This is a genomic window from Pararhizobium polonicum, assembly GCF_001687365.1.
Taxonomy (GTDB): domain Bacteria; phylum Pseudomonadota; class Alphaproteobacteria; order Rhizobiales; family Rhizobiaceae; genus Pararhizobium; species Pararhizobium polonicum.
In genome coordinates this window covers 139,733-161,813 of record NZ_LGLV01000011.1, presented here as the reverse complement: position 1 = coordinate 161,813, position 22,081 = coordinate 139,733, and the positions used below count along the sequence as shown (strand labels likewise).

Sequence of the window (22,081 nt, the reverse complement as noted above, 5' to 3'; positions counted from 1 at the left end):
TCCGGCTTGCCTCAAGGAATCAGCAATGTTGTTCCGCTCGTTTTTCTTGCTTCGAGATCCGCATGCGCCTGGCTTGCATCGGCCAATGCATAGGTCTGGTTGATATTGATACGCACTTTGTTGCTTTGCACAATATCAAACAGAGACTTTGCACATGCCTCCAGAGCGGGCCGCGTCGACACATAGCTGAACAAGGTCGGGCGCGTGGCAAACAGCGAACCCTTCTGCGCGAGAATGCCGATATTGACGCCCTCTACGGGACCGGAAGAATTGCCGAAGCTGACCCAGAGGCCACGCGGCTTGATGCAGTCGAGCGAGGCGGGATAGGTGTCCTTGCCAACCGAGTCATAGACGACATCGACGCCCTTGCCGTTGGTGATCTCCTTGACCTGGGCCACGAAATTGTCCGTGCGGTAGTTGATGACATGATCGTAGCCATGGGCCAGCGCCAGGTCGATCTTGTCCTGCGAACCGGCCGTACCGATAACGGTGGCGCCGAGCGCCTTGGCCCACTGGCCTGCGATCAGACCGACACCGCCGGCTGCCGCATGAAACAGCAATGTGGTTCCAGGGCCGACCTTGAAGGTCTGGTTGAGCAGGTACTGCGCTGTCATGCCCTTCAGCATCATCGCCGCCGCGGTTTCCAGCGTGATGTCGTCAGGCACTTTCACCAGTTGCGAAATCTCGATGTTGCGCTCGCTGGCATAGGCACCGTCAGACGACGCATAGGCGACGCGATCGCCGACCGAGAACGTGTTGACATTGGCGCCCACCGCGGTGACGACGCCGGCGCCTTCCTTGCCGGGAATGAAGGGCAGCCCTTCCGCCGACTTGTAGAGGCCGGTCCGGAAATAGACGTCGATGAAATTGACGCCGACCGCGACCTGGCGAATCTGAACTTCGCCCGGCCCGGGGGCCGACAGCGTGATGCCCTCGATTTTCAGAACGTCCGGCCCGCCAAGCGAGCGCACCATGATGGCCTGTGCCATGAAACCTCCTCAACCCCGCCCAAGGCGGGGGAATATCTGCAAGACGAAACCGATGACATAGAGATAGATGCCGGTGCCGACGACGCCGGCGACGACCCATGCGGGCGTATCGAAATGCAGCAGCAGCGCATAGCCGCTGAGCACCGACCAGACGGTAAAGACCGCGAGATTGAGCAGCCTCAGACGCTGGACACGCACCGGATGCAGAAAATTGATCGGCATGAAGGTAAGGACGACCGAGACGAACACGACGATCGAGGCAGCCAGTTCGCTGGCGTCGATGACGAAGAGCGTGAACACCACCATGTTCCAGACGACAGGAAAGCCGGAAAAGAAATATTCGTCGGTCTTCATGCCCATATCGGCGTAATAGATTGCGCTCGAGACGACAATCGCGCCGGCGGCAAAGAAGGACCAGGGCTCGCCGATCATGCCGCTCTGATACAGCGCAAAGGCAGGAAGCAGCACATAGGTCACATAGTCGATGACATTGTCGAGCGTATCGCCGGACCAGTTGGGCAGCACTTCCTTGACGCGCACCTTGCGGGCAATCGGACCATCGATCCCGTCGACCGCAAGCGCCAGCCCCAGCCACCAGAACATGTCGACAAACCGGTGTTCGGCAGCGGCAACGACGCCGAGAAAGGCTAGGAACGAGCCGGATGCGGTGAGGATATGGACGGAAAAGGCGCGTATTTCCGCGTAGGGCACGCGCTTGTAATTGAAAAACTTCATCGGCAGACGCACCCTGTCCTTACTCTGCGCTTCCCCCGAAGCATGCTGAACCGGCCATTGTCACGGCCCACGCTCCCGTACCCGCCTTGTCGCGCGGTGTTGCCGGTAATATGCACCGTTTCGGATTGGCTGCCAGCAAAATTCACAACTCTCTGGAAAAGCGCGGCAATCAGCTGTGGATGCGGCCCCGCCATCTGCGCCATTTCACCCCATTTCCTTCGCAGCCGGTGACGGTTAAGAATAGCGCTTGTCATACCATCTATGCACAGGGACCGGACGCCATGGAGCACTTCGAAATTGCCGTTGTCGGTGCAGGCCTGGCCGGATCGCTCGCAGCACTGGCGCTTGCCGACACGGGCCGCAGCGTCGCTCTGATCGCCCCTGCCGCCGGCCGGCCCGACGGGCGCACCACGGCGCTGATGGATCAATCACTCGCGCTCGTCCGTGACCTTGGTCTCTGGCCGGCGATCGCGCCACTGGCGGCGCCGCTTTCCAGCATGCGAATCGTCGACGGGACAAACCGGCTGCTGCGGGCGCCGACCGTGACCTTTCATGCCGCCGAGGTCGGGCTCGATGCCTTCGGATACAATATTCCCAATACGCCCTTTCTCGCTCTGCTGGAGAAAGAAGCGGAAGCCCGGCCGTCGCTCAGCCGTATCGTCGCAAGCCTGTCGCAGGTTGCATTCGAGGCCGAACGGGCGATCCTGACGCTCGATGACGGCCGCACCGTGACCGCCAGCCTTGTCGTCGGGGCCGATGGCAGAAGGTCCGGCGTGCGCGAGGCGGCCGGGATCGAGATACACAACTGGTCCTATCCGCAAAGCGCCGTCGTGCTCAACTTTGCCCATCAGGTGGCGCATCAGAACGTCTCGACGGAATTCCACACGCCGCACGGTCCTTTCACGCAGGTGCCCCTGCCCGGCGGTTTGCGCTCGAGCCTCGTCTGGGTCCAGAAACCGGAGGATACGGAAGCAACGCTGGCGCTCTCGCCCGACGCGCTGTCTCTGGCCGTCGAACAGCGCATGCAGTCGATGCTCGGCAAAGTGACCGTCGAAGGCACGCCCCAGTCCTTTCCGCTGTCCGGCATGGCCGCCAAATCCTTCGGCAAGGGACGTGCGATCCTTATCGGAGAAGCCGCGCACGCCTTCCCGCCGATCGGCGCACAGGGGCTCAACCTCAGCCTGCGCGACATCATGGCGGCCGTTTCGCTGCTGGGTTCGGCGCCCATTCCCGACGACATCGGCGCGCGATACAACGCCAAACGGCGGGCGGATATCCTGTCGCGCACCGTCAGCGTCGATCTGCTCAATCGGTCGCTGCTGTCGGATTTCCTGCCGGTGCAGATGCTGCGCGCAGCCGGTCTGCAGGCATTGGCCAGCGTTGCGCCGCTGCGCAACCTGATGATGCGCGAAGGGCTCAACCCCGGCAGCGCCCTGCAATCACTGCGCGGCACCTTACGGGAAAAGATCGGCCGGAAGAGCGCCTGAACCGATGAGATAGAGCAGCATCGTCACCGTTGCCACCGACAAGACGGTGGTAATCAGGATGGTGGCCGACGCCCGCTCCTGCCAGACACCGTATTGCTGGCCGATGACGAACACATTGGTCGCCGTCGGCAGCGCGGCCAGAAGCACGGCCGTCTGCACCCAGACCGGCTCGAAATTGCCGGCGAAGCTCACAACCAGATACATCAGTACCGGATGCAGGATCAGCTTTGCCGGGACGATATAGCCGATTTCAACAGGGATGCGTTTCAAAGGCCGCAGCGCCAGCGTCACGCCCATGGCAAACAGGGCGCAAGGGGCCGCAGCCTGCGCCAGATAATCGATCAGCCTTTGAACCGGAAGCGGTGGCTGGAACGACACCGATGCGGCGATCACGCCGGCGATCGTCGACAGGATGAACGGGTGCAGCAGGATCTTCCTGGCAATATTGACGGCCAGCTTGCCGGGTGCGCTCTTTTCATCGCCGGCCAGCGCCATCATCGCAGGCGCCACCATGAAATGCAGCACATTCTCGAAGCAGAAGATCAGCGCCACCGGCACCGCCGCCGGTTCACCCAGCGCCAGCAATGCCAGCCCCGGCCCCATATAACCGATATTGCCGTAGGCTCCGGCCAATCCCTGCACCGTCGATTCGGCCAGAGAATTGCGGCGGATCAGATAGCCCGCGCCGAAAACCAGCGCGAACACGGTGTAGGTCGCACCGATGGAGGCGAAAACGAAATCGAAGCGGGTCAACTGCTCGATCGGCGTCTTCGAAACCAGTTTGAAGAACAAAGCGGGCAAGGCCAGATAGATGATGAAGGTATTGAGCCAGCCCATGGCATCGCCGGCGCCCTCACCGGCCGGATTCCGGGCCAGCCTGGCCGTCAGATAACCAAGAAAGATCAGGCCGAAGAACGGCAGTACCAAACCGGATATTTCGGCCATTGCGCACGGGACCTCTGTTTACAGTCCGTGCTTAGCCGATTTGCATCAGGACGGGAAAGGTCTCCTGGAACCAGATTGCCATGGAACTGATGAACCCGAAGACGAAGGCGAGGCCGGCCAGGATCAGGAATACGCCCATCAGCTTTTCGACAAGGCCGAGATGACGGCGGAAGCGTGACAGGAATTTCATGAAGGCGCCCGAAAAGCCGGCGGCGATCCAGAACGGAATGGCCAGTCCCAGCGAATAGACGGCCAGCAGCATCGCCCCGTCGGTGACCGTGTCGCGGGCGGCGGCCACGCCGAGGATGGTGCCAAGCACGGGGCCGATGCAGGGCGTCCAGCCGAAAGCGAAGGCAAGGCCCATGATATAGGCGCCCGACAGCGTCGCCGGCTTTCCGCCGCCCTGGAAGCGCGCCTCGCGCCCGAGAATGCCGATGCGCAAGACCCCGAGGAAATGCAGCCCCATGATGATGATGACGATGCCGCCGACGCGCGAGAGGATATCGATATGCTGGCGCAGCACGAGGCCTATGCTCGACGCACCGGCCCCCAGCGCCACGAACACGGTGGCAAAGCCGAGCGTGAACAGGAAAGCCGCGCCAAAAACCGCGCGCCGGGTGCCCGTAGCCGCGACCTGCGTCTCGCCGCCACGAAACTGGTCGACCGATATCCCTGCCATGTAACAGAGATAAGGCGGCACCAGCGGCAGAACGCAAGGCGACAGGAAGGACAGCGCGCCCGCAAGAACCGCGGTCCAGATGGAAATATCAGCGATCGACACCAGGTAAAGACTCCAGCCGGCAACAAGCTCGCGCCGTCTTAACGCCGAAGCCCCCGCCAAACCAATCACCTTTTGGCGATCCCCTTGTAAATCATCGAATTTGCATTTTCGCCCGTTTTTTGGGTTGACCAAAACAAGCCCGCTGTGCATATGTCCGCCCACTTCCGCCGGGCACAACAGACCGGTCCTGGGAGAGCGTAGCTCAGTCGGTAGAGCAACTGACTTTTAATCAGTAGGTCCAGGGTTCGAATCCCTGCGCTCTCACCACTTTAAAAATTGCCTTTCCCAAAGATATAGATAGCAGTTTGTCCCCAAGACATGGGTGCCGAACGGTTAACGCCACAAAACGCTTCCCCTGAAACAGAACCGCACCGCCGGTGAAAGCGGTGCGGTTGATTCGTCCCCTAGAACCTCAGCGATTCAGCCGTGGAGCCGGAATCAATAGCCCTGTGCCTGGCCGTCACGGCGGTAGTAGCCGGGCCGTTCGTTGTTGTACTCCGGCACTTCGCAACGCGGATCGCCGGGGCAACGGCGGACGTTGTCCCTTCGGTCGTTCCGATCCCGCCGTTCGGTACGGCCCTGATTGTTGCTCCAGTCCCGGCGGCCATCGTTGCGGCGGCCGGAATAATCGTTCCTGTCGCGCCAGCGATTGTCCGGTCGTTCGTATCGATCGGAATAGACGGGGCGTCCGTTATAGCCGCCGTCATAGGAGCCACCCTCGCTGACGCAACCTGCGATCGTCAGGCTCGAAAGACCGATAGCAGCGGCCAGAATCAAAGATTTCATTGTCGTCACCTCTCCGTTGAAACATGGAATATGCGCGTCAAGGCGATGGCGGCAAGGGAGGGCGACGAGAATTCCTTGATTCGTCCGCCTGATCGGCGGCAGAAAGGCGCTAATCCGGGAAAAACCGCGACGATCGGATCGGAAAAAACTGTCGCAATCGTTGGCCGTACGCTCCATCATCGGCTCCCCTTCCGCCATTTCAGCGGGCTTTCTCCATACTGGTGTTTGAAGGCGCGGGAGAAGGACGACAGGCTGTCGAAGCCGGAGCGCAGCGCGATCTCCCGTATGCTCAGTTGCGTATCGCTGACCAGCCGGTGCGCCGCCTGGAGGCGCAGCCGCAGATAATAGAGGCCCGGGCTGATGCCGAGCGCCTTGGCGAACCGCAATTCGAGCTTACGTTGAGATTGCCCTGCGCGAAGAGCAAGGGCTGCGATCGACAGAGGCCGGTCGAGCGTGCGCTCCATCAACCGGATCGCCCGCGCAAGCTCCGGATCGAGCGCCTCCATCCGGCCGAGCGACACCAGCGGCTGTGCGTCCGTTGCCGCATGGGTCTCGTCATAGACGAAGATGCTGGCCACATCGAGCGCAACGGCCGAGCCGAATCGCTGCCGGATCATGTGAAGCATCATGTCGAAGGTCGGCGACGCGCCGCCGGAGGTCCAGAATTTGCCGTCGGTGACGAACCGGTCGGCCCGGACGGAAACATCGGGAAAGGCGAGCGCGAAATCCTCCAGTTCCTCCCAGTGCGCCGTCGCCGTGCGTCCGTTGACCAGACCGGAGCGCGCCAGCAGCCAGCACCCCGATTCGATCCCGGCCACAACGGAAAATTGCCGCGCGCAGGCCTGCAAGGCGGCGATGAACGGTTTTCCCGCATGGCGTTCCAGATTGAACCCGCCAATGACCAGCAGGAAATCGCCTTCTGCCCGCGTCGAAAAAACGCCGTCGACCGCAATCGGCACACCGCAGGTCAGAAGAGCCGGCAAGCCATCGGCAGACAGGATCTGCCACTCGAACAGCGCCCTGCCGGCCACGCGATTCGCAGCACGCATCGGATCCAGCACCGAGGCCAGCGACATGATCGACGATTCCGGCAGGATAACGATCACGACCTTGAGGCCGCGAATGAAATTCTTGTTGAAGGACATTCGAGAAATGTCAATTTTTCTGCGCTTCATGTCAAATCGATTGTCGCCGCTCGGGCATGATGGCGGCGTTAAGAGACCTCCCGTTCGCAGTGCTTCCAGCCTGCGAGCGCCAGGAAATTCCCCCTACCCTTATCCGATCTTTACCGGACGGGTCGAACGGCAGAGATGCTTTCGGCCCGCTTTTTTTTGATCTCGCTGTCACACTGAGGAGACGGTCAGAGGCGGTGAAATCGACCCTATCGGTCGGGCGGAACGAAACCCGGCAACCGCGCGTTACAGCAGCTCATCCGTGGAGAAAAATCGTCATGCCGCGCGCTGGTTTTCTTTGGTTCATGGGCGCTCCGCTTGCCGCCGTCCTCCCGGTCTGGATGCTTTACCTCTAGCCCCGGAAGGCGATCATGACCGTTCCACCTGTGCAAGCCGCTGTTCCCTCAAGCCCCGAGGCATCGTATTATCGCCAGATGATGGTACGCGAACTGCTGATATGGCTGGTCGGCGTCCCCGTGCCGATTGCTGCGATCATCGGTTTCTTCGTGCTTTAGCCTGAGCGACCGGTGGCCGCCCTTCATCCAACCGGAGATGATCATGATAACAGGCTCGCAATGCCGCGCCGCTCGTGCACTCGTTGACATATCCAGACAGCTTCTGGCGACGCTTTCCGGTGTCGACGAGGAGACGATCGCCAGATTCGAGCGAAAACTCGAAACACCGGCGGCAGACATCATCCTGTCCCTTCAATCCGCCCTGGAGACTGCCGGCGCCGTCTTCATTCCGGAGGGAGAAAGAGGACTGGGTGTCCAGCTCAAGTTCACCCGCTCGGAAGCACGCCGTCTTTCGAACCTCGAAAACGAAGGCGGTCTGGCGGCAGATGACGAGGTGCCGGGAGGCTAGGCGATGTGGGGCAACGCGGCATTGATGTCAGGTTGCCCTCACGCCATCGACAGGAACAAATTCGCGATCGGTGGGATAAGGACGGCCGCCAGGAAATCCTGACCGGATTGTCCCGGATGCGTCCCGTCCGTCGAAGCGAAGGCCCCGAACGCGGAATAGGCGCCCGTCGCGGCGAAATCGTAGAAGCGAACGCGACTTTGATCCGACGCAGCCGCGTAACCTGCCGCGATGGCGGCAGTGCATGCCTTCGAACTGGTGGTGTCATAATAGGGGCTGATGCCGACAATCCGCACGTTCGGCAATGCCGTCAGCAGTTCGTTCAGCCTTGCCGTGACATCGCCCCTCAAGGCTGCCCCGGTGGCGGCAAACTGAAACATGTCGTTGAAGCCGTCCGCAATGACCAGCATGTCTGGTGCGAGATCGATAATCCCCGGCGTATCGAGCGAGAAAGGCGTGTTCTTCAGAAAGCCACGTCCGCTGGTGCCATACTGGACGAAGCGCTCCTCCAGCCCCAGCATATAGGCGACCTGGCGCGACCAGTTGCCGCCTTCCCATGTGTTGAAAAATCCCTGTGTCACGCTGTCGCCGGCAATCAGCAGCTTGGTGGCTTCCGTATTCTCCGCCCACGGAAGAACGCTGACGCCGGGATCAACGTTGATGCCTGCGAAACGGACGCCGAACCCCAGGATCATCTCGATTTTTCGAGCACGTTTCGTCGTGTGAAGCCCGGCGAAAGCCGTGGTAAAGGCGGCGCCGGCTCCCGATCCCGTCGCGTTCGCCTGCCTCATCGTGTCCGGTGCAACGCTGTAAACGCCCGCGCGATGGATTGCTGCTGCCGTGATCGCGCCGGCCTTCACACCGGTCACACGCAGCTGAGCAGGCGTGGTAAAGATGCCGCCAGCCAAAGTAATGACGTCGCCCGCGGCGTAGCCGGAACCGGCGTTCAGGATTGCTGGACTGACCAGCCCGTAGGTCAAAACATCGGTCCCGAAATCCAGCAGGATAAAATGCTCGGTGTCATCGTTCAGCCCCGGATGCTCCTCTGAGAAGAGGGCCTTGGACACGGGCTTGCCATCCACATAGAGGGTGACGGAGCCCTGCCCGAGATAGGAGCGAATCCGGTAGTCGAAGCGCGATCCGTCAAAGATGAAACGATAACGCACACCGCCGCGCGCGCCTCTCTTGTAGGCGCCGCTGTCCTCGAAGGTTCCACCCAGCCGCGTCATTCGCGCATCGTCTTTGCCGCAGCCGGGTATGGTCGATCCGCTGATTAAACTGGCCGCGCCCGCAGCACCGACCGTCATCACCGGTGGAGAATCCATCACCTCCGGAATGGAGCGCAACGTGGTAAAACCGAGCTTCCAACGGTGAAACCGGGACAGAGCGGCATATTGCGCCCGTTCAAATGCAATATCGTGCACGCCAAACACACTGGCAATGTCGCCCATTCTGAAATCCTCGTATATTAAAAATTATTGCAATAAAAATAATTACGGCCATCCAAAACAGTGCCGCCGTTTAATGTCTGTGGCAGTTGTAGGTCCTGCGCGCGCGGCCGGCAAGCGCCTGCGCGTGGGGCGGAACGACCGAGGGAGTGGCCTTGAGCGAGGCTCATTCCGGTGTCGGTCTTGAACGGTTCATGGGAACTGGAAGCCACTGCCGGTCAGCCCCGATGAGGACCGAAACAGCATATGGGGCACTCCAAAATCCTTGAGCGCCTACATTTTCAATGAAATCAAATATCTGAAAGTGGAATTGGCGACCCCTGCAGGGCTCGAACCTGCGACAACCTGCTTAGAAGGCAGGTGCTCTATCCAGCTGAGCTAAGGGGCCGCTTGGAGGAGGCGTTGGCCTCCGGAAAGTATAAGCCTTGGATCAATGCGTCCAGGGCTGCGTGCGGCTGAAGCGGAAATTGTCGCTGTAGGAGACGCTCTTGCGGGTCGCTTCCTTCGGCGCGATGACGCGGTATTCGATGCCGTTGCGCTCGGCATAGGCCACGGCCTGCTCAGCGGTCTCGAATGTCAGCTTGACCTGCTGACGCGTATCGGCCGAGCTCGTATATCCCATGATCGGATCGATCGTGCGTGGCGTTTCCTGATCGAACTCGAGAACCCACAAATGCGTCTTGGCCTTGCCGGACTGCATGGCGGTTTTTGCGGGTCGATAGATTTTGGCGGACATATCTTGAGCGGGCTCCAGCATAGTTCAATCGCACCGGCGCACTGCTGCCGGCCGCTGCGCATTGCCATAGCGCAGAATAGATCAAAACGGAATGACCTTGCCGCACTATATCCGCCGATTTTGCAGGCATCCGTCGTTTCACGGGCAGAAAACGCGCCGACTCTGCGGATGACGCAACCAAAGGGCACAACGTCCCAGCGAGGCGAAAGCCTCGATTTCCATTGCTGTTCTAAAGGGGAAAATCGATGGTCGGAGTGGAGAGATTCGAACTCCCGACCCTCTGGTCCCAAACCAGATGCGCTACCAGGCTGCGCTACACTCCGTGACCCGTCGATGGCGGGGAGATACACGCTTCCCCCTGCCCCTGCAACACCTAAATTGCACAATCCCACAGGGGCTTGTCCCGCAAATGCGGAACGGCCCGTTCAGGGCGTTGCGCCGGAGATGCGCGGGCTGTCGACGATATCGCCGGTTGCGATGCCAAGACGACGGACGGTGCCGCCGTTCAGCTCGAGAACGAAAGCCACCGGTACGCGGGAATCGATGATCGCCTCGGACTGGGGAACGGCATTCTCACGAATCGTCTCGACCTTGCCATCTTTGGCGATGAACAGCATGTCGAGCGGAAGATAGGTGTTCTTCATCCACATCATCACCTGACGCGTCTGGCCGAAGTCGAACAGCATGCCGCGATCACGCGGCATAAAACGGCGATCCATGAGGCCATGGGCCCGCTGATCGCTATCGACGGCCAGTTCGGCGGTGAACCGGTGAATCTTGCCGCCAGTGGAGATGATTTGCAAGGGCTCGGTGTCGAAGGTGATATCCGCCGCCGTGGCGCAGAACGGCACGAGCCATAAAAAAAGCGCCACAAGGGCGCTTCCGGAAAGGCGCAGGAACCCCGCCATCGCTCAGTGGGCCCGACCGGTCGGCGCCGGCACGTCGGGATGAATCTCGGCCGCCATCAGGCCCTTGTCGCCATCGCCGAACCGGACCAGCACGGTCTGCCCCGGGCGCAACTCGGTCAATCCGAAGCGGCGCAGGGTTTCCATATGGATGAAGATGTCCTCGGTGCCGTCGCCGCGCGTCAGGAAGCCAAAACCCTTGGTGCGGTTGAACCACTTGACCAGGCACCGTTCCAGCCCGCTGGTCGGCGTCACCTGAACGTGGGTCTTGACCGGCGGCAGCTGTGACGGATGGATCGCGGTCGACTGGTCCATGGAGAGAATGCGGAAGGCCTGATAGCCGCGGTCGCGCTTCTGGATGAGTGCGACGACGCGCGCGCCTTCCAGCACCGTCTGGTAGCCGTCGCGACGCAGGCAGGTGACGTGCACGAGAACATCCTGCATGCCGTTGTCAGGCACGATGAAGCCGAATCCCTTGGCGACATCAAACCACTTGATCACGCCGGTGATTTCAATCAGATCGAGTGCGTCATTGCCAAAATCGTCATCCGGCGTGACGCCCTTCGCTGAAATCCTGTCCGCCATTGCCTGTCCAGCCCCTCGACTTACGCGTCACATCATTACGGTTAACTGATTCTTGACAGTCAGAATAACATCGTCCCGCCGCAATTGTGCAAGCCCTCGGATGAAATTTGCAGTCGGCCAGCGATAGCCTGCGAGCCTTGCCTCTGGCTGGTTGTCAGCTACATATACGCCATCTTCAGCAAAAGAGGGACATTACAATGCGTTATCTGCACACGATGGTTCGCGTCAAAGATCTGGACGCCGCACTTCACTTCTGGGGCGAACTTTTCGGCCTTGTGGAAATCCGCCGCTACGACAACGAAAAGGGCCGTTTCACGCTGGTTTTCCTCGCGGCCCCCGGCGATCTCGACCGTGCGAAGACGGAATTGTCGCCCTGCCTGGAACTCACCTACAACTGGGATACGGAGGAATATACCGGCGGGCGCAATTTCGGTCACCTCGCCTATGAGGTCGATGATATCTATGCGACCTGCCAGCACCTGATGGACAACGGCGTCATCATCAACCGGCCGCCGCGCGACGGTCATATGGCCTTTGTCCGTTCGCCGGACGGCATTTCGATCGAAATCCTGCAGAAGGGCGAGAACCTTCCATCACAGGAGCCCTGGGCATCGATGGGCAATACCGGCGCCTGGTAACCGGCGTTTGGTAAGCCCCGCGCAATGCGGCCGGGCGATATCCAGTCTTCCAGTCCGGCTCTTAGGGGCCGAATCATTGGATATCGCCTGCATCATTTCGGACCACCTCGGCCCTCAGACGGTGGGAAATTCCGGAAAACCAGGCGGAGAAATGCCGCCTGCGTCAGTGCAGGTTTACAAACAACGGCGCGTTCACTAATATTTGAACGAAACGTTAAGGGATGGGATGCGAACCGCCGCTGGAGGCTGGCGTGCATCCTGCTTCCGGTTGAACCGGTCAGACCGCGAGGGAGCGGCGCGCACAGCCCTGACAGGGCACGCGCCGATACGCGGTTTGCGACTTCCAAATGAATGGCCATGACGGCAGCAGATGTCGCCCGGCCCGCATTGAGTGGGGATCCAACGTTGCGTGATGTTCTGCAAACAGCAGCGACGATTCGCGGTTTAGGCTGCGCACTCGCGCTCACCGTCTCGGTACTGGCCTTGTCCGGTTGCGTCACGGCCGCGAAAGAAACGGCATCGGCGGAGGACCAGGCAGTTCCCGAAGCTGCATCCGCTGACGCTGCACAGACAGGGCCTGGCACTTATGAAGATCAACAGGTCGTCGCCGTCGGTGCCAATGCGCAGCAACAGGGCGGATATCCGGCCCAGGCAAATGCGATGGTGCCTGCCGAAGCCAACGGCCAGCCGGCGTCGCTGACCATGCAAAGCACCGGCCTCAAGGCAACATCGAACAGCATCTTTGCCACCCAGACACAGAATGCCAATGCCGCCGGAGACCATGCGCCGCTGCCCGTCGGGCAAGCCACCGGTGTCAATCCCGCCACAAACAGTCTTTTCAACAGCGGCCAGCCGGCGACGGCTCCGGTCGTGCTGCCGCTCGAAGGTGCGAGCAACACTGAAGGTACCGTACCGGCCGTACAGCAAGTGGCAAGTGCCGAGCCAGGCGCTGACACCACCCCGCTTCCCGTCGCCGTCCCTATCCCCTCAAGTGCAGCCTCCGCGGGTACGGCCCACAGCGCGGTGGCGGTCCTTCCCGATTCGGGAAACGTGCCTGATGACGGAGACAAGACGGATGGAACGGAAAAAAGCCTGACGCTGGCCGGGCTGTTCGCAGCCAAGCGCAAGAGCCGCAATCAATTCAATGACGATCGATTTGCCAAGGCACCGGCTAAGAAGACGCTTGCCGCCGCCAACATGAAACAGCAGCAGATTGCCGCGCTCGGGTTCACAGCACTTCCCGGCGTGCGGACAACGTCGATGTTTGCGACCACGGACGATTCAGAGCCGGGCCATGACGATGAGAGCGCTACGGTCGAAATGGCCTCCCTGCCCGGTCTGGCCCGCCTTGCGCCGAACGGCCTCTGGCTGCAGACGGAAAAAGTGGAGACGGGCTGTTTCCAGCCGGAACTGCTGCAGGTTCTGAAGGTCGTCGAGAACCATTACGGCCGCAAGGTCATGGTAACATCCGGTCTGCGCGACCTGAAGCACAATGCCAGCGCCGGCGGAAGCCGGCATTCGCTTCACACGACCTGTCAGGCCGCTGACATCCAGGTACCCGGTGTCGGCAAATGGGATCTTGCCGCCTATCTGCGCACCATTCCGGGGCGCGGCGGCGTGGGAACCTATTGCCACACGGAATCGGTCCATATCGACACCGGCGAAGAGCGCGACTGGAATTGGCGCTGCCGCCGCCGCAGGGGCTGATGGCAACCCTCTGTTATCGTTCGACATTTCCAATATTATCAACAACCCGCGCTTTATCAGGGCTTTTTTACAGAAAAATGAAATTTGCCGCTTGCGGTATTCAAAAGCCCTGACTATAAGACGCCCACACAACGGCTGCGCCCTTCGTCTATCGGTTAGGACACCAGATTTTCATTCTGGGAAGAGGGGTTCGACTCCCCTAGGGCGTACCATTGTGAACCTCCCCTTCAGCATCGATATTCGTACTCTCCCCCGCAGCAGCGCCTTGCTGACGGGTGTTTTTGCGTCTTTGAAGGGTTTTCCTTCAGCTCTGTTTTTACTGCGAAAAATCGTCAAAAAATGCGAATTAGCGCTTGCAGCATTCAAGGCGCCTGACTATAAGACGCCCACACCACTGATGCGCCCTTCGTCTATCGGTTAGGACACCAGATTTTCATTCTGGGAAGAGGGGTTCGACTCCCCTAGGGCGTACCATGGTCTTTCAATTCCCCATACACTGAAGACGTTTCCACCACGAAGAACCGCCCGGCTCAGAGAGCCTTTGCGGCATCGATAACGCGCAGCTGAACACGCCTCGTTCCCTGCCATAGATCAGCTGATATCGATGCGGCGACGTGGATCGTCGTGCCGCGCTCGGACAGCAGCAGATCGCCGAGCGGCGTTTCCAGCGCGCGGAAGGCGATGCCCTCGACCCGCGAACCATCCTGGCCCTCCAGCGTCACCTTCACATGATTGGCACCCACCTGCCGCGAATCGCGCAAGCGGTGTGCCGGCAATGCAAAGATCGGCTGCGGATGCCCTGCCCCATACGGGCCTGCCTGTTCGAGCTGATCGATCAGCGCCAGATTGGCACCGGCAGCCCCCAACGCACCGTCGATCTTCAGCGTTTCGGTCGAGACGAGATCCTTGATCGCATTCCCGGTCCGTTCCTCGAAGAAATGCCGCAGCTTGCCCAGATTCGCGCGCTCGACCGTCAGGCCCGCCGCCATGGCATGGCCGCCGCCCTTGACCAACAGGCCACCATCCACCGCGGCGCGAACGATCTTTCCGATGTCGAAGCCACTGATCGACCGGCCCGATCCCGTTCCCTTGCCGTTCGGATCGAAAGAGATTGCAAAGGCCGGGCGGCGGAATTTCTCCTTCAGGCGGGCCGCCAGCAGGCCGACAATGCCGGGATGCCAGTTTTCACGCGCCGTCACGATAATGGATGCCGATTCGCCGGTACCGTATTCGGCCAGCGCTTCGGCCTCGGCTTCGGCCAGCATGGCGATTTCCATCACCTGGCGTTCCTTGTTTAGCTCATCAAGCTTGGCGGCGATCGTTTCGGCGGCATTTTCATCGTCCAGCGTCAGCAACCGGCTGCCGAGAGCCGCATCGCCGATCCGGCCACCGGCATTGATTCGAGGACCGATCAGAAAGCCGAAATGATAGGGCGTGACCGGGCCGCCAAGCCCGGCCTTGCGGAACAGCGCCGACAATCCCGGATTCTGCATATGCCGGGCGGCAACCAGCCCCTTGACCACATAGGCCCTGTTCAAGCCCTTGAGCGGCACGACGTCGCACACGGTCGCCAGGGCGACGAGATCCAGCAGGGCCAGCAGATCGAAGGAGGACACCCGCCTGTCGCCGCTTTCGCGCAACTGCCGCATCGTGTTGACGAGAACGAGAAAGACCACACCGGCGGCGCAGAGATGCCCCTGCCCCGACAGGTCGTCTTCCCGGTTCGGATTGACCAGCGCCACGCAGGGCGGCAGCTGCGCGCCGACCTGATGGTGATCGATGACCACGACATCGATGCCGCGCACTTCAGCGGCAGCCAGCGATTCGTGGCTGGTTGAGCCGCAATCGACGGTGACGATCAGCTGCGCGCCATTGTCGATCAACTGATTGATCGCCGCCGGGTTCGGGCCGTAGCCCTCGAAAATGCGGTCCGGAATGTAGATTTCGGCCTCGATGCCGAAATGACGCAGAAAGCGGAACATCAGCGCCGAGGACGCGGCGCCATCGACATCGTAGTCGCCGAAGATGGCCACCTTTTCACGCGCCTTGATCGCAGCGACAATGCGCGCGGCGGCCTTGCCGCAGTCCGTCAGAGTTTCGGGATCCGGCATCAGCGCGCGGATGGTCGGATCGAGGAATGCCACCGCATCGTCCATCGTCACTCCCCGCCCGGCCAGCACGCGGGCGATGAGATCGGAGAAGCCATGCACCTGGCTGATCGCAAGCGCGCGGTTCTGCCCGGCCTGATCTAGCCGCGACACCCAGCGCTGCCCGGTCACCGACCGCTCCACATTGAGAAACGCCCGCTGCACGGGATCTGGCAATTCGCTCATCATACACCTGTGACTTTGAGACTGTTCGTAGCCGGGTTTTGCGTCCTTCGCAAACCGGAACGAAAGCGGCCCCACCCGGATGGATAACCGGATGGGGCCGCGAAAAATGCATCGGCGACTGGATCAGGCCGTCTTCGGCCGTTCGATACGGATCACCTGCGGGTCGCCGACGAGATAGCCTTCGCTCTTGATCGCTGCCACCGCCTTGCGCACCGATTCCTCGGTCGTCGCATGGGTGACGAGGATGATCGTCTGCGGCTCGCCGGTTTCGACCGGGTGCTTCGAGTGCTGAACGATCGATTCGAGCGAGATGCGGTTTTCGGCCATGCGCGTTGCGATGCTTGCAAACACACCAGTCTTGTCGAGAACCTTGAGGCGAATGAAGTATCCGCCCTCGTGGCTCTGGATCTGCGCCTGCTTGTACGGCAAAAGCGCCGTGACCGGACGGCCGAAGGCCGGTACATGCTGGGCGCCCGGGCGGCTCTTGGCGATGTCGGCGATGTCGCCAAGCACAGCGGATGCCGTCGCATTGCCGCCGGCGCCGGGGCCGACCATCAGCAATTCACCGAGAATATCGGATTCGATCGCCACCGCGTTGGTGACGCCATCAACCTGGGCAATCACCGATTCGAGCGGCACCATGGTCGGGTGGACGCGTTGCTCGATACCGCTATCGGTGCGCTGGGCAACGCCGAGCAGCTTGATACGGTAACCGAGATCGGCCGCCGCATGGATATCGTCGATCGAAATATTGGTGATGCCTTCGAGATAGATGTCATCGGCGGCAATCGCCGTTCCAAAGGCCAGGCTCGTCAGGATGGACAGCTTGTGGGCGGTATCATTGCCCTCAATATCGAAGGCCGGATCGGCTTCGGCGTAGCCGAGGCGCTGCGCTTCCTTGAGGCAGGCCTCGAAGGACAACCCCTCCTTCTCCATCTTGGTGAGGATGTAGTTGCAGGTGCCGTTCATGATGCCGTAGACGCGCGAAATCGTGTTGCCTGTCAACGATTCCCGCAGCGCCTTGATCACGGGAATGCCGCCGGCAACCGCAGCTTCGTAGTTCAAAAGCGCGCCATGCTCTTCGGCAAGACCGGCAAGCGCGATGCCGTGGGCGGCAAGCAGCGCCTTGTTGGCGGTCACCACATGCACACCGCGCGACAGCGCTGCCTTGACGGCGGACAAAGCCGGCTCGCCCGCACCACCCATCAGTTCGACGAAAACGTCGATATCGGCAGTCTCAGCCAGCGACAGCGCATCGTCGTGCCAGGTCATGGCGGAGAGATCGACACCGCGGTCGCGGTTCCTATCGCGTGCCGTAACGGCAGTAATTTCGATTGCCCGGCCGCATGTGGTCGCCAGCGCTTCGTGGCGTTCCTGAAGAATACGCACCAGCGAGGCACCAACGGTTCCCAAGCCCGCAATGCCGATTTTAAGGGCATCTGCCATACACAATTCCTAACATGTCGAGAGCGCTCCGCCTGAAACGGCGGAGCAGATTTCAAAGAAGAACCGGAAAACCCGGCGCCTCAGCGATGCGCGTTCAGCGAAATGACGTTGTGCAACGTGTCGTCAGCCGTCGAAAGGAACTTCTTCAGGCTGCGGGCAGCCTGGCGAATCCGGTGTTCGTTTTCAACGAGCGCGATACGGATATAGTCGTCACCCTGTTCGCCGAAACCAATGCCGGGAGCAACAGCGATATCGGCCTTTTCGACCAAAAGCTTGGAAAACTCCAACGAGCCGAGATGACGGAACTTTTCCGGAATCTTCGCCCAGGCGAACATGGTGGCTGCCGGCGGCGGCACGTCCCAGCCGGCCTTGCCGAAGCTTTCGACCAGCACATCACGGCGGCGCCTGTAGATATTGCGCACCTCGGCGATATCGGAACCGTCACCGTTCAGCGCATGGGTCGCGGCCACCTGGATCGGCGTGAAGGCGCCGTAGTCGAGATAGGACTTGACCCGCGTCAAGGCGGCGATCAGGCGTTCGTTGCCGACGGCAAAGCCCATGCGCCAGCCGGGCATGGAAAACGTCTTCGACATCGAGGTGAATTCGACCGTGTTGTCCATCGCGCCTGGAACTTCCAGAACGGACGGTGGCAGGACGCCGTCGAAATAGATTTCCGAGTAAGCCAGATCCGAGAGGATGACGATGTCGTGCTTCTTCGCGAACGCGACGACTTCCTTGTAGAAATCCAGTGTCGCCACATGCGCCGTCGGGTTGGACGGATAGTTGATCACCAGCGCGATCGGCTTGGGGATCGAATGGCGGATCGCCCGCTCCAGCGGCGGGAAGAACGTGTCGTCCGGCTCCACCGAAATCGAACGAATGACGCCGCCCGTCATCAGGAAGCCGAAGGCATGGATCGGATAGGTCGGGTTCGGGCACAGGATCACGTCGCCGGGCGCGGTGATCGCCTGCGCCATATTGGCGAAGCCTTCCTTGGAACCGAGGGTCGCCACGACCTGCGTATCCGGGTTCAGCTTGACGCCGAAACGGCGGGCGTAATAGGCGGCCTGCGCGCGGCGAAGACCGGGAATGCCCTTGGAGGACGAATAACGATGCGTGCGCGGATCCTGGACGGCTTCGCACAGCTTGTCGACGATCGACTGCGGCGTCGGAAGATCCGGGTTGCCCATACCGAGGTCGATGATATCAGCTCCACCCGCTCGCGCGCTGGCTTTCAAACGGTTGACCTGTTCGAAAACGTAAGGCGGCAAACGCCGGACTTTGTGAAACTCTTCCATCTCTAAACCTCGTCTTGCGCTGTCCCCATGCTGGAATCATGCGTGCAAGGAGACGCGCGCGGTGCAATCAGGCCCACGCGGCCACGAAACGCTTTGCGTCCAAATCAGCCGAAACGCAAGTGCTAATTCTGTATCTGCTTCAACGTGTCGGCACCGTGGTTGGCGGCGAGCAGCTGCAATTCCTTCAGGCGGCGCTGATATTCGGCTTCCGAGATCGCACCGGACGAGCGGGCGGACCCGAGCGCCGTCAATTTCGCCTGTTGGCTTGCGGCCTCTTCGTTGCTCATCTGGGTGGTTGCTGCGGGCAGTTTGCCTTCGATGACCGGATAGACATCGGCCGGAATGGGCTTGGCCATTGTCGCGGAATAGATCGACGGCTGCTCGTCAACCGCCGTGGAATTGCAGCCGGCAAGGGCAATCGCCAAACCTGCCAGTCCAAAGGCCGTCACCATCCGCATCATTGCTGCTTTCCCCGACTTCATCATCTCGCCATACCCGACACATACCGTTGAATCTCTGTCCGAAGTTGGCCGATTGCCAGGCGCCCCGAGTCCAACATGCGCTGGCACTTGTAATCATTTTAAGGCAGAATGTAAAAAGACAAAACAAACAAACATCTGTGGAGGAAACCGGGTGGCAGAAGACAGGAAGACCGAGGGCCAGACGGGCGCCAGCGCGGATGGTTTTACCGGTTTCGACCCGAAATCCGTCGATCCCTACATCCTCAAAGACCCTGAAGCCTTCACGATGAACCTCGCGCGCACGGTCGAGCAACTCGGCAAGGCCGCATCCGCATGGCTCGCCCCGCGCGAAAGCGGCGCAAAGACCGACATGGTGGCTGATCCGGTCGTCGATATGGTCAAGACGCTTTCCAAAGTCTCCGAATACTGGCTTTCCGATCCGCGGCGCACCCTTGAAGCGCAGACCTACCTGATGGGGAGCTTCTTCTCCATGTGGACGCGCACCCTGCAGAAGATGAGCGGCGACGCTGTCAGCCCCGCTGCCGATGTGCCCCGCAACGACAAACGCTTTTCGGATGCCGACTGGGCCGCCAATCCGTTCTTTGATTTCCTGCGGCAGGCCTATTTCATCACCTCCGACTGGGCAGACCGGATGGTGCGCGATGCCGAAGGCCTCGACGACCATACCAAACACAAGGCCGCCTTCTATGTGCGGCAGATTTCCAGCGCCCTTTCGCCCGCCAATTTCGTCACAACCAACCCGCAACTCTATCGCGAGACCGTGGCCTCTAGTGGCGCCAATCTCGTCAAGGGCATGCAGATGCTGGCCGAAGATATCGTCGCCGGCAAAGGCGACCTCAAGCTTCGACAGACCGATACGAGCAAATTCGCCATCGGCGAGAATATCGCCATGACACCCGGCAAAGTGATCGGCCAGAGCGACGTCTGCCAGGTGCTGCAATATGATGCAGCCACCGAGACAGTGCTGAAACGGCCGCTCTTGATCTGCCCGCCCTGGATCAACAAATTCTACGTTCTGGATCTCAACCCGCAGAAATCCTTCATCAAATGGGCGGTGGACCAGGGCCATACCGTCTTCGTCATTTCCTGGGTCAACCCGGACGAGCGCCATGCGGCCAAGGATTGGGAATCCTACGCCCGCGAAGGCATCGGCTTTGCCCTCGACATCATCCGGCAGGCAACCGGCGAGGAGGATGTCAACGCCATCGGCTATTGCGTCGGCGGAACGCTGCTTGCAGCGACACTTGCCCTGCATGCGCAGGAAGGCGACACGCGTATCCGCTCCGCGACGCTGTTCACCACGCAGGTCGATTTCACCCATGCCGGCGACCTCAAGGTGTTTGCGGACGAAGAACAGATCGCCCAGATGGAAGAGCGGATGAAGGAGACCGGCTATCTCGACGGCTCGAAAATGGCCATGGCCTTCAACATGCTGCGGGCGTCGGATCTGATCTGGCCCTATTTCGTCAACAACTACCTGAAGGGCCAGGAGCCGACCGCCTTCGACCTGCTCTACTGGAATTCCGATTCCACCCGCATGCCGGCGGCCAACCACTCCTTCTATCTGCGCAATTGTTATCTCCAGAACAACCTGGCCAAGGGCGAGATGGTATTGGCTGGCAAAACGGTCTCGCTCGATAGCGTGAAAATTCCGATCTACAATCTCGCCGCCAAGGAAGATCATATCGCCCCGGCAAAATCGGTGTTCATCGGCAGCCGGTTCTTCGGCGGCGATGTGACCTATGTCATGTCCGGCTCCGGCCATATTGCCGGCGTCGTCAACCCACCGGACAAGGGCAAGTACCAATTCTGGACCGGCGGCCCGGCCAAGGGCGACTTCGACGACTGGGTGAAGACGGCCAAGGAGACGCCCGGTTCCTGGTGGCCGCATTGGCAGGCCTGGATCGAAACGCTGGACAGCGAGCGGGTGCCTGCGCGCAAAACCGGCGGACAGCTCAACTCCTTGGAAGAAGCGCCGGGTTCCTATGTCCGTGCCTGATCAAACAACGGACATTTGACATAGATGCTTTTCGACAGGCCGCTGGTTCCCGCCATCCTCATTCAGCGCTACAAACGCTTTCTCTTCGATGCCGTACTTGACGATGGAAGCGCGATTACCGGCTCGTGCCCCAATACCGGCTCGATGCGCGGGTTGACGACGCCCGGCTCACGCATCTGGCTGTCCGAGCACGACAGCCCGACACGGAAATACCGCCATATGTTCGAAATGGTGGAGGTGGCAGACACCGTCGTCGGCATCAACACCGGCCTGCCGAACCGGCTGGCGGAAGAGGCAATCCGTGCCGGGCAGATCGGCGACCTTCATCTCTATTCGACGGTGCAGCGCGAACAGAAATACGGCCGCAACTCCCGCATCGATCTGCTTCTGACCGATCCGGAGCGCGGCCGCGCCTATGTCGAGGTCAAGAACGTGCATTTCAGCCGCACAACCGGCCTTGCCGAATTTCCAGACAGCCCGACGGCCCGTGGTGCAAAGCATCTGGAAGAGCTCGGCGACATGGTCGAAGCGGGTCACCGCGCCATCATGATCTACCTCATCCAGCGTGACGACTGCGCTACCTTCAGGATCTGCGACGATCTCGATCCGCTTTATGCCACGGCATTCCGGCGCGCGATGCAGCGCGGGGTTGAAGCCTTTGCCGTCAAATGCCGGGTTTCGCCGCAGCAAATTGCGCCTGACGGCCTGATCCCGATGGACGAACCCGCCTGTGCTGATCTATGACATT

General features: G+C 60.6%; 21 protein-coding genes and 5 tRNA genes. 10 read left to right on the top strand and 16 right to left on the bottom strand.

The genetic code is table 11. The features are described 5' to 3' along the window. Positions 1 to 11: 11 nt before the first annotated feature. Entirely contained in the window at positions 12 to 989 is a 978-nt protein-coding gene (locus ADU59_RS18225) for a quinone oxidoreductase family protein (protein ID WP_068955567.1), read from the bottom strand. Between the two features lie 9 nt (positions 990 to 998). Further along, on the bottom strand, positions 999 to 1,724 hold the full coding sequence (gene pcsA / locus ADU59_RS18220; protein WP_068955566.1) for a phosphatidylcholine synthase: 726 nt from the start codon (positions 1,722 to 1,724) through the stop codon (positions 999 to 1,001). 281 nt (positions 1,725 to 2,005) lie between these two features. On the opposite strand from pcsA, the gene ADU59_RS18210 reads away from it, so the two are divergent. Then, complete coding sequence (locus ADU59_RS18210) at positions 2,006 to 3,211, top strand: UbiH/UbiF family hydroxylase (protein ID WP_068955671.1); 1,206 nt, start codon at positions 2,006 to 2,008, stop codon at positions 3,209 to 3,211. Here the strand turns inward: ADU59_RS18210 and ADU59_RS18205 are convergent. Beyond that, entirely contained in the window at positions 3,179 to 4,156 is a 978-nt protein-coding gene (locus ADU59_RS18205) for an AEC family transporter (protein ID WP_068955564.1), read from the bottom strand. The two genes, ADU59_RS18210 and ADU59_RS18205, sit on opposite strands and share 33 nt — an antisense overlap. Positions 4,157 to 4,187: 31 nt before the next feature. Next, positions 4,188 to 4,937: a cytochrome c biogenesis CcdA family protein gene (locus ADU59_RS18200; protein WP_068955563.1), complete on the bottom strand. Its 750-nt coding sequence runs from the start codon at positions 4,935 to 4,937 to the stop codon at positions 4,188 to 4,190. Positions 4,938 to 5,128: 191 nt separating this feature from the next. Here ADU59_RS18200 and ADU59_RS18195 point away from each other — a divergent pair. Further along, positions 5,129 to 5,204 (top strand) — tRNA-Lys (locus tag ADU59_RS18195). A 171-nt stretch (positions 5,205 to 5,375) separates the two neighbouring features. Here the strand turns inward: ADU59_RS18195 and ADU59_RS30305 are convergent. Together ADU59_RS30305 and ADU59_RS18185 are read right to left on the bottom strand one after the other, a co-directional pair. Beyond that, entirely contained in the window at positions 5,376 to 5,723 is a 348-nt protein-coding gene (locus ADU59_RS30305) for a hypothetical protein (RefSeq protein WP_139093192.1), read from the bottom strand. A 176-nt stretch (positions 5,724 to 5,899) separates the two neighbouring features. Next, positions 5,900 to 6,868 carry a GlxA family transcriptional regulator gene (locus ADU59_RS18185; protein WP_068955561.1) on the bottom strand — a complete coding sequence of 323 codons (969 nt, stop codon included), beginning with the start codon at positions 6,866 to 6,868 and terminating at the stop codon, positions 5,900 to 5,902. 398 nt (positions 6,869 to 7,266) lie between these two features. Between ADU59_RS18185 and ADU59_RS30665 the strand changes: the two genes are divergently transcribed. Then, complete coding sequence (locus ADU59_RS30665; RefSeq protein ID WP_158515734.1) at positions 7,267 to 7,410, top strand: hypothetical protein; 144 nt, start codon at positions 7,267 to 7,269, stop codon at positions 7,408 to 7,410. Between the two features lie 43 nt (positions 7,411 to 7,453). After that, positions 7,454 to 7,759 (top strand): helix-turn-helix domain-containing protein, encoded by a 306-nt coding sequence (locus ADU59_RS18180; RefSeq protein WP_162843356.1) that lies wholly within the window; start codon positions 7,454 to 7,456, stop codon positions 7,757 to 7,759. 38 nt (positions 7,760 to 7,797) lie between these two features. On the opposite strand, the gene ADU59_RS18175 is transcribed toward ADU59_RS18180, so the two are convergent. The 6 genes from ADU59_RS18175 to ADU59_RS18150 form a co-directional block, all read right to left on the bottom strand. After that, entirely contained in the window at positions 7,798 to 9,207 is a 1,410-nt protein-coding gene (locus tag ADU59_RS18175) for an SGNH/GDSL hydrolase family protein (protein ID WP_068955560.1), read from the bottom strand. A gap of 308 nt (positions 9,208 to 9,515) precedes the next feature. After that, a tRNA-Arg gene (locus tag ADU59_RS18170) sits at positions 9,516 to 9,592 on the bottom strand. Positions 9,593 to 9,634: 42 nt separating this feature from the next. Further along, entirely contained in the window at positions 9,635 to 9,940 is a 306-nt protein-coding gene (locus ADU59_RS18165) for an ETC complex I subunit (RefSeq protein WP_037211987.1), read from the bottom strand. 246 nt (positions 9,941 to 10,186) lie between these two features. Continuing rightward, positions 10,187 to 10,263 (bottom strand) — tRNA-Pro (locus tag ADU59_RS18160). Between the two features lie 102 nt (positions 10,264 to 10,365). Further along, a complete protein-coding gene (locus tag ADU59_RS18155) occupies positions 10,366 to 10,848 on the bottom strand; it encodes a DUF192 domain-containing protein (protein WP_068955559.1) in 483 nt (160 codons plus the stop codon). 3 nt (positions 10,849 to 10,851) lie between these two features. Next, on the bottom strand, positions 10,852 to 11,430 hold the full coding sequence (locus ADU59_RS18150) for a cold-shock protein (protein WP_068955558.1): 579 nt from the start codon (positions 11,428 to 11,430) through the stop codon (positions 10,852 to 10,854). Positions 11,431 to 11,627: 197 nt separating this feature from the next. Between ADU59_RS18150 and ADU59_RS18145 the strand changes: the two genes are divergently transcribed. The 4 genes from ADU59_RS18145 to ADU59_RS18130 all read left to right on the top strand — a co-directional run bounded on the left by ADU59_RS18145 (position 11,628) and on the right by ADU59_RS18130 (position 14,249). After that, entirely contained in the window at positions 11,628 to 12,068 is a 441-nt protein-coding gene (locus tag ADU59_RS18145; protein ID WP_068955557.1) for a VOC family protein, read from the top strand. Positions 12,069 to 12,473: 405 nt separating this feature from the next. After that, the gene (locus tag ADU59_RS18140) at positions 12,474 to 13,775 is read left to right on the top strand and encodes a D-Ala-D-Ala carboxypeptidase family metallohydrolase (RefSeq protein ID WP_244506458.1); all 1,302 of its coding nucleotides are present in this window, start codon (positions 12,474 to 12,476) and stop codon (positions 13,773 to 13,775) included. Between the two features lie 137 nt (positions 13,776 to 13,912). After that, positions 13,913 to 13,987: transfer RNA gene (locus tag ADU59_RS18135), tRNA-Glu, on the top strand. A 187-nt stretch (positions 13,988 to 14,174) separates the two neighbouring features. Continuing rightward, positions 14,175 to 14,249: transfer RNA gene (locus ADU59_RS18130), tRNA-Glu, on the top strand. 56 nt (positions 14,250 to 14,305) lie between these two features. Here the strand turns inward: ADU59_RS18130 and recJ are convergent. The 4 genes from recJ to ADU59_RS18110 form a co-directional block, all read right to left on the bottom strand. Beyond that, positions 14,306 to 16,108 (bottom strand): single-stranded-DNA-specific exonuclease RecJ, encoded by a 1,803-nt coding sequence (gene recJ / locus ADU59_RS18125; RefSeq protein ID WP_068955668.1) that lies wholly within the window; start codon positions 16,106 to 16,108, stop codon positions 14,306 to 14,308. 123 nt (positions 16,109 to 16,231) lie between these two features. Then, positions 16,232 to 17,554, bottom strand: coding sequence for a homoserine dehydrogenase (locus ADU59_RS18120; protein ID WP_068955556.1), 1,323 nt, complete (start codon positions 17,552 to 17,554; stop codon positions 16,232 to 16,234). Between the two features lie 80 nt (positions 17,555 to 17,634). Further along, a complete protein-coding gene (locus tag ADU59_RS18115; protein WP_068955555.1) occupies positions 17,635 to 18,852 on the bottom strand; it encodes an LL-diaminopimelate aminotransferase in 1,218 nt (405 codons plus the stop codon). A 122-nt stretch (positions 18,853 to 18,974) separates the two neighbouring features. Further along, complete coding sequence (locus ADU59_RS18110) at positions 18,975 to 19,337, bottom strand: SHOCT domain-containing protein (RefSeq protein ID WP_068955554.1); 363 nt, start codon at positions 19,335 to 19,337, stop codon at positions 18,975 to 18,977. Between the two features lie 148 nt (positions 19,338 to 19,485). Here ADU59_RS18110 and phaC point away from each other — a divergent pair, with 148 nt between their 5' ends. Continuing rightward, on the top strand, positions 19,486 to 21,333 hold the full coding sequence (gene phaC / locus ADU59_RS18105) for a poly(3-hydroxyalkanoate) polymerase subunit PhaC (RefSeq protein ID WP_068955553.1): 1,848 nt from the start codon (positions 19,486 to 19,488) through the stop codon (positions 21,331 to 21,333). Between the two features lie 24 nt (positions 21,334 to 21,357). Further along, positions 21,358 to 22,077, top strand: a complete 720-nt coding sequence (gene sfsA / locus ADU59_RS18100; RefSeq protein ID WP_068955552.1) for a DNA/RNA nuclease SfsA — start codon at positions 21,358 to 21,360, stop codon at positions 22,075 to 22,077. The last annotated feature ends 4 nt before the right edge of the window (positions 22,078 to 22,081 follow it).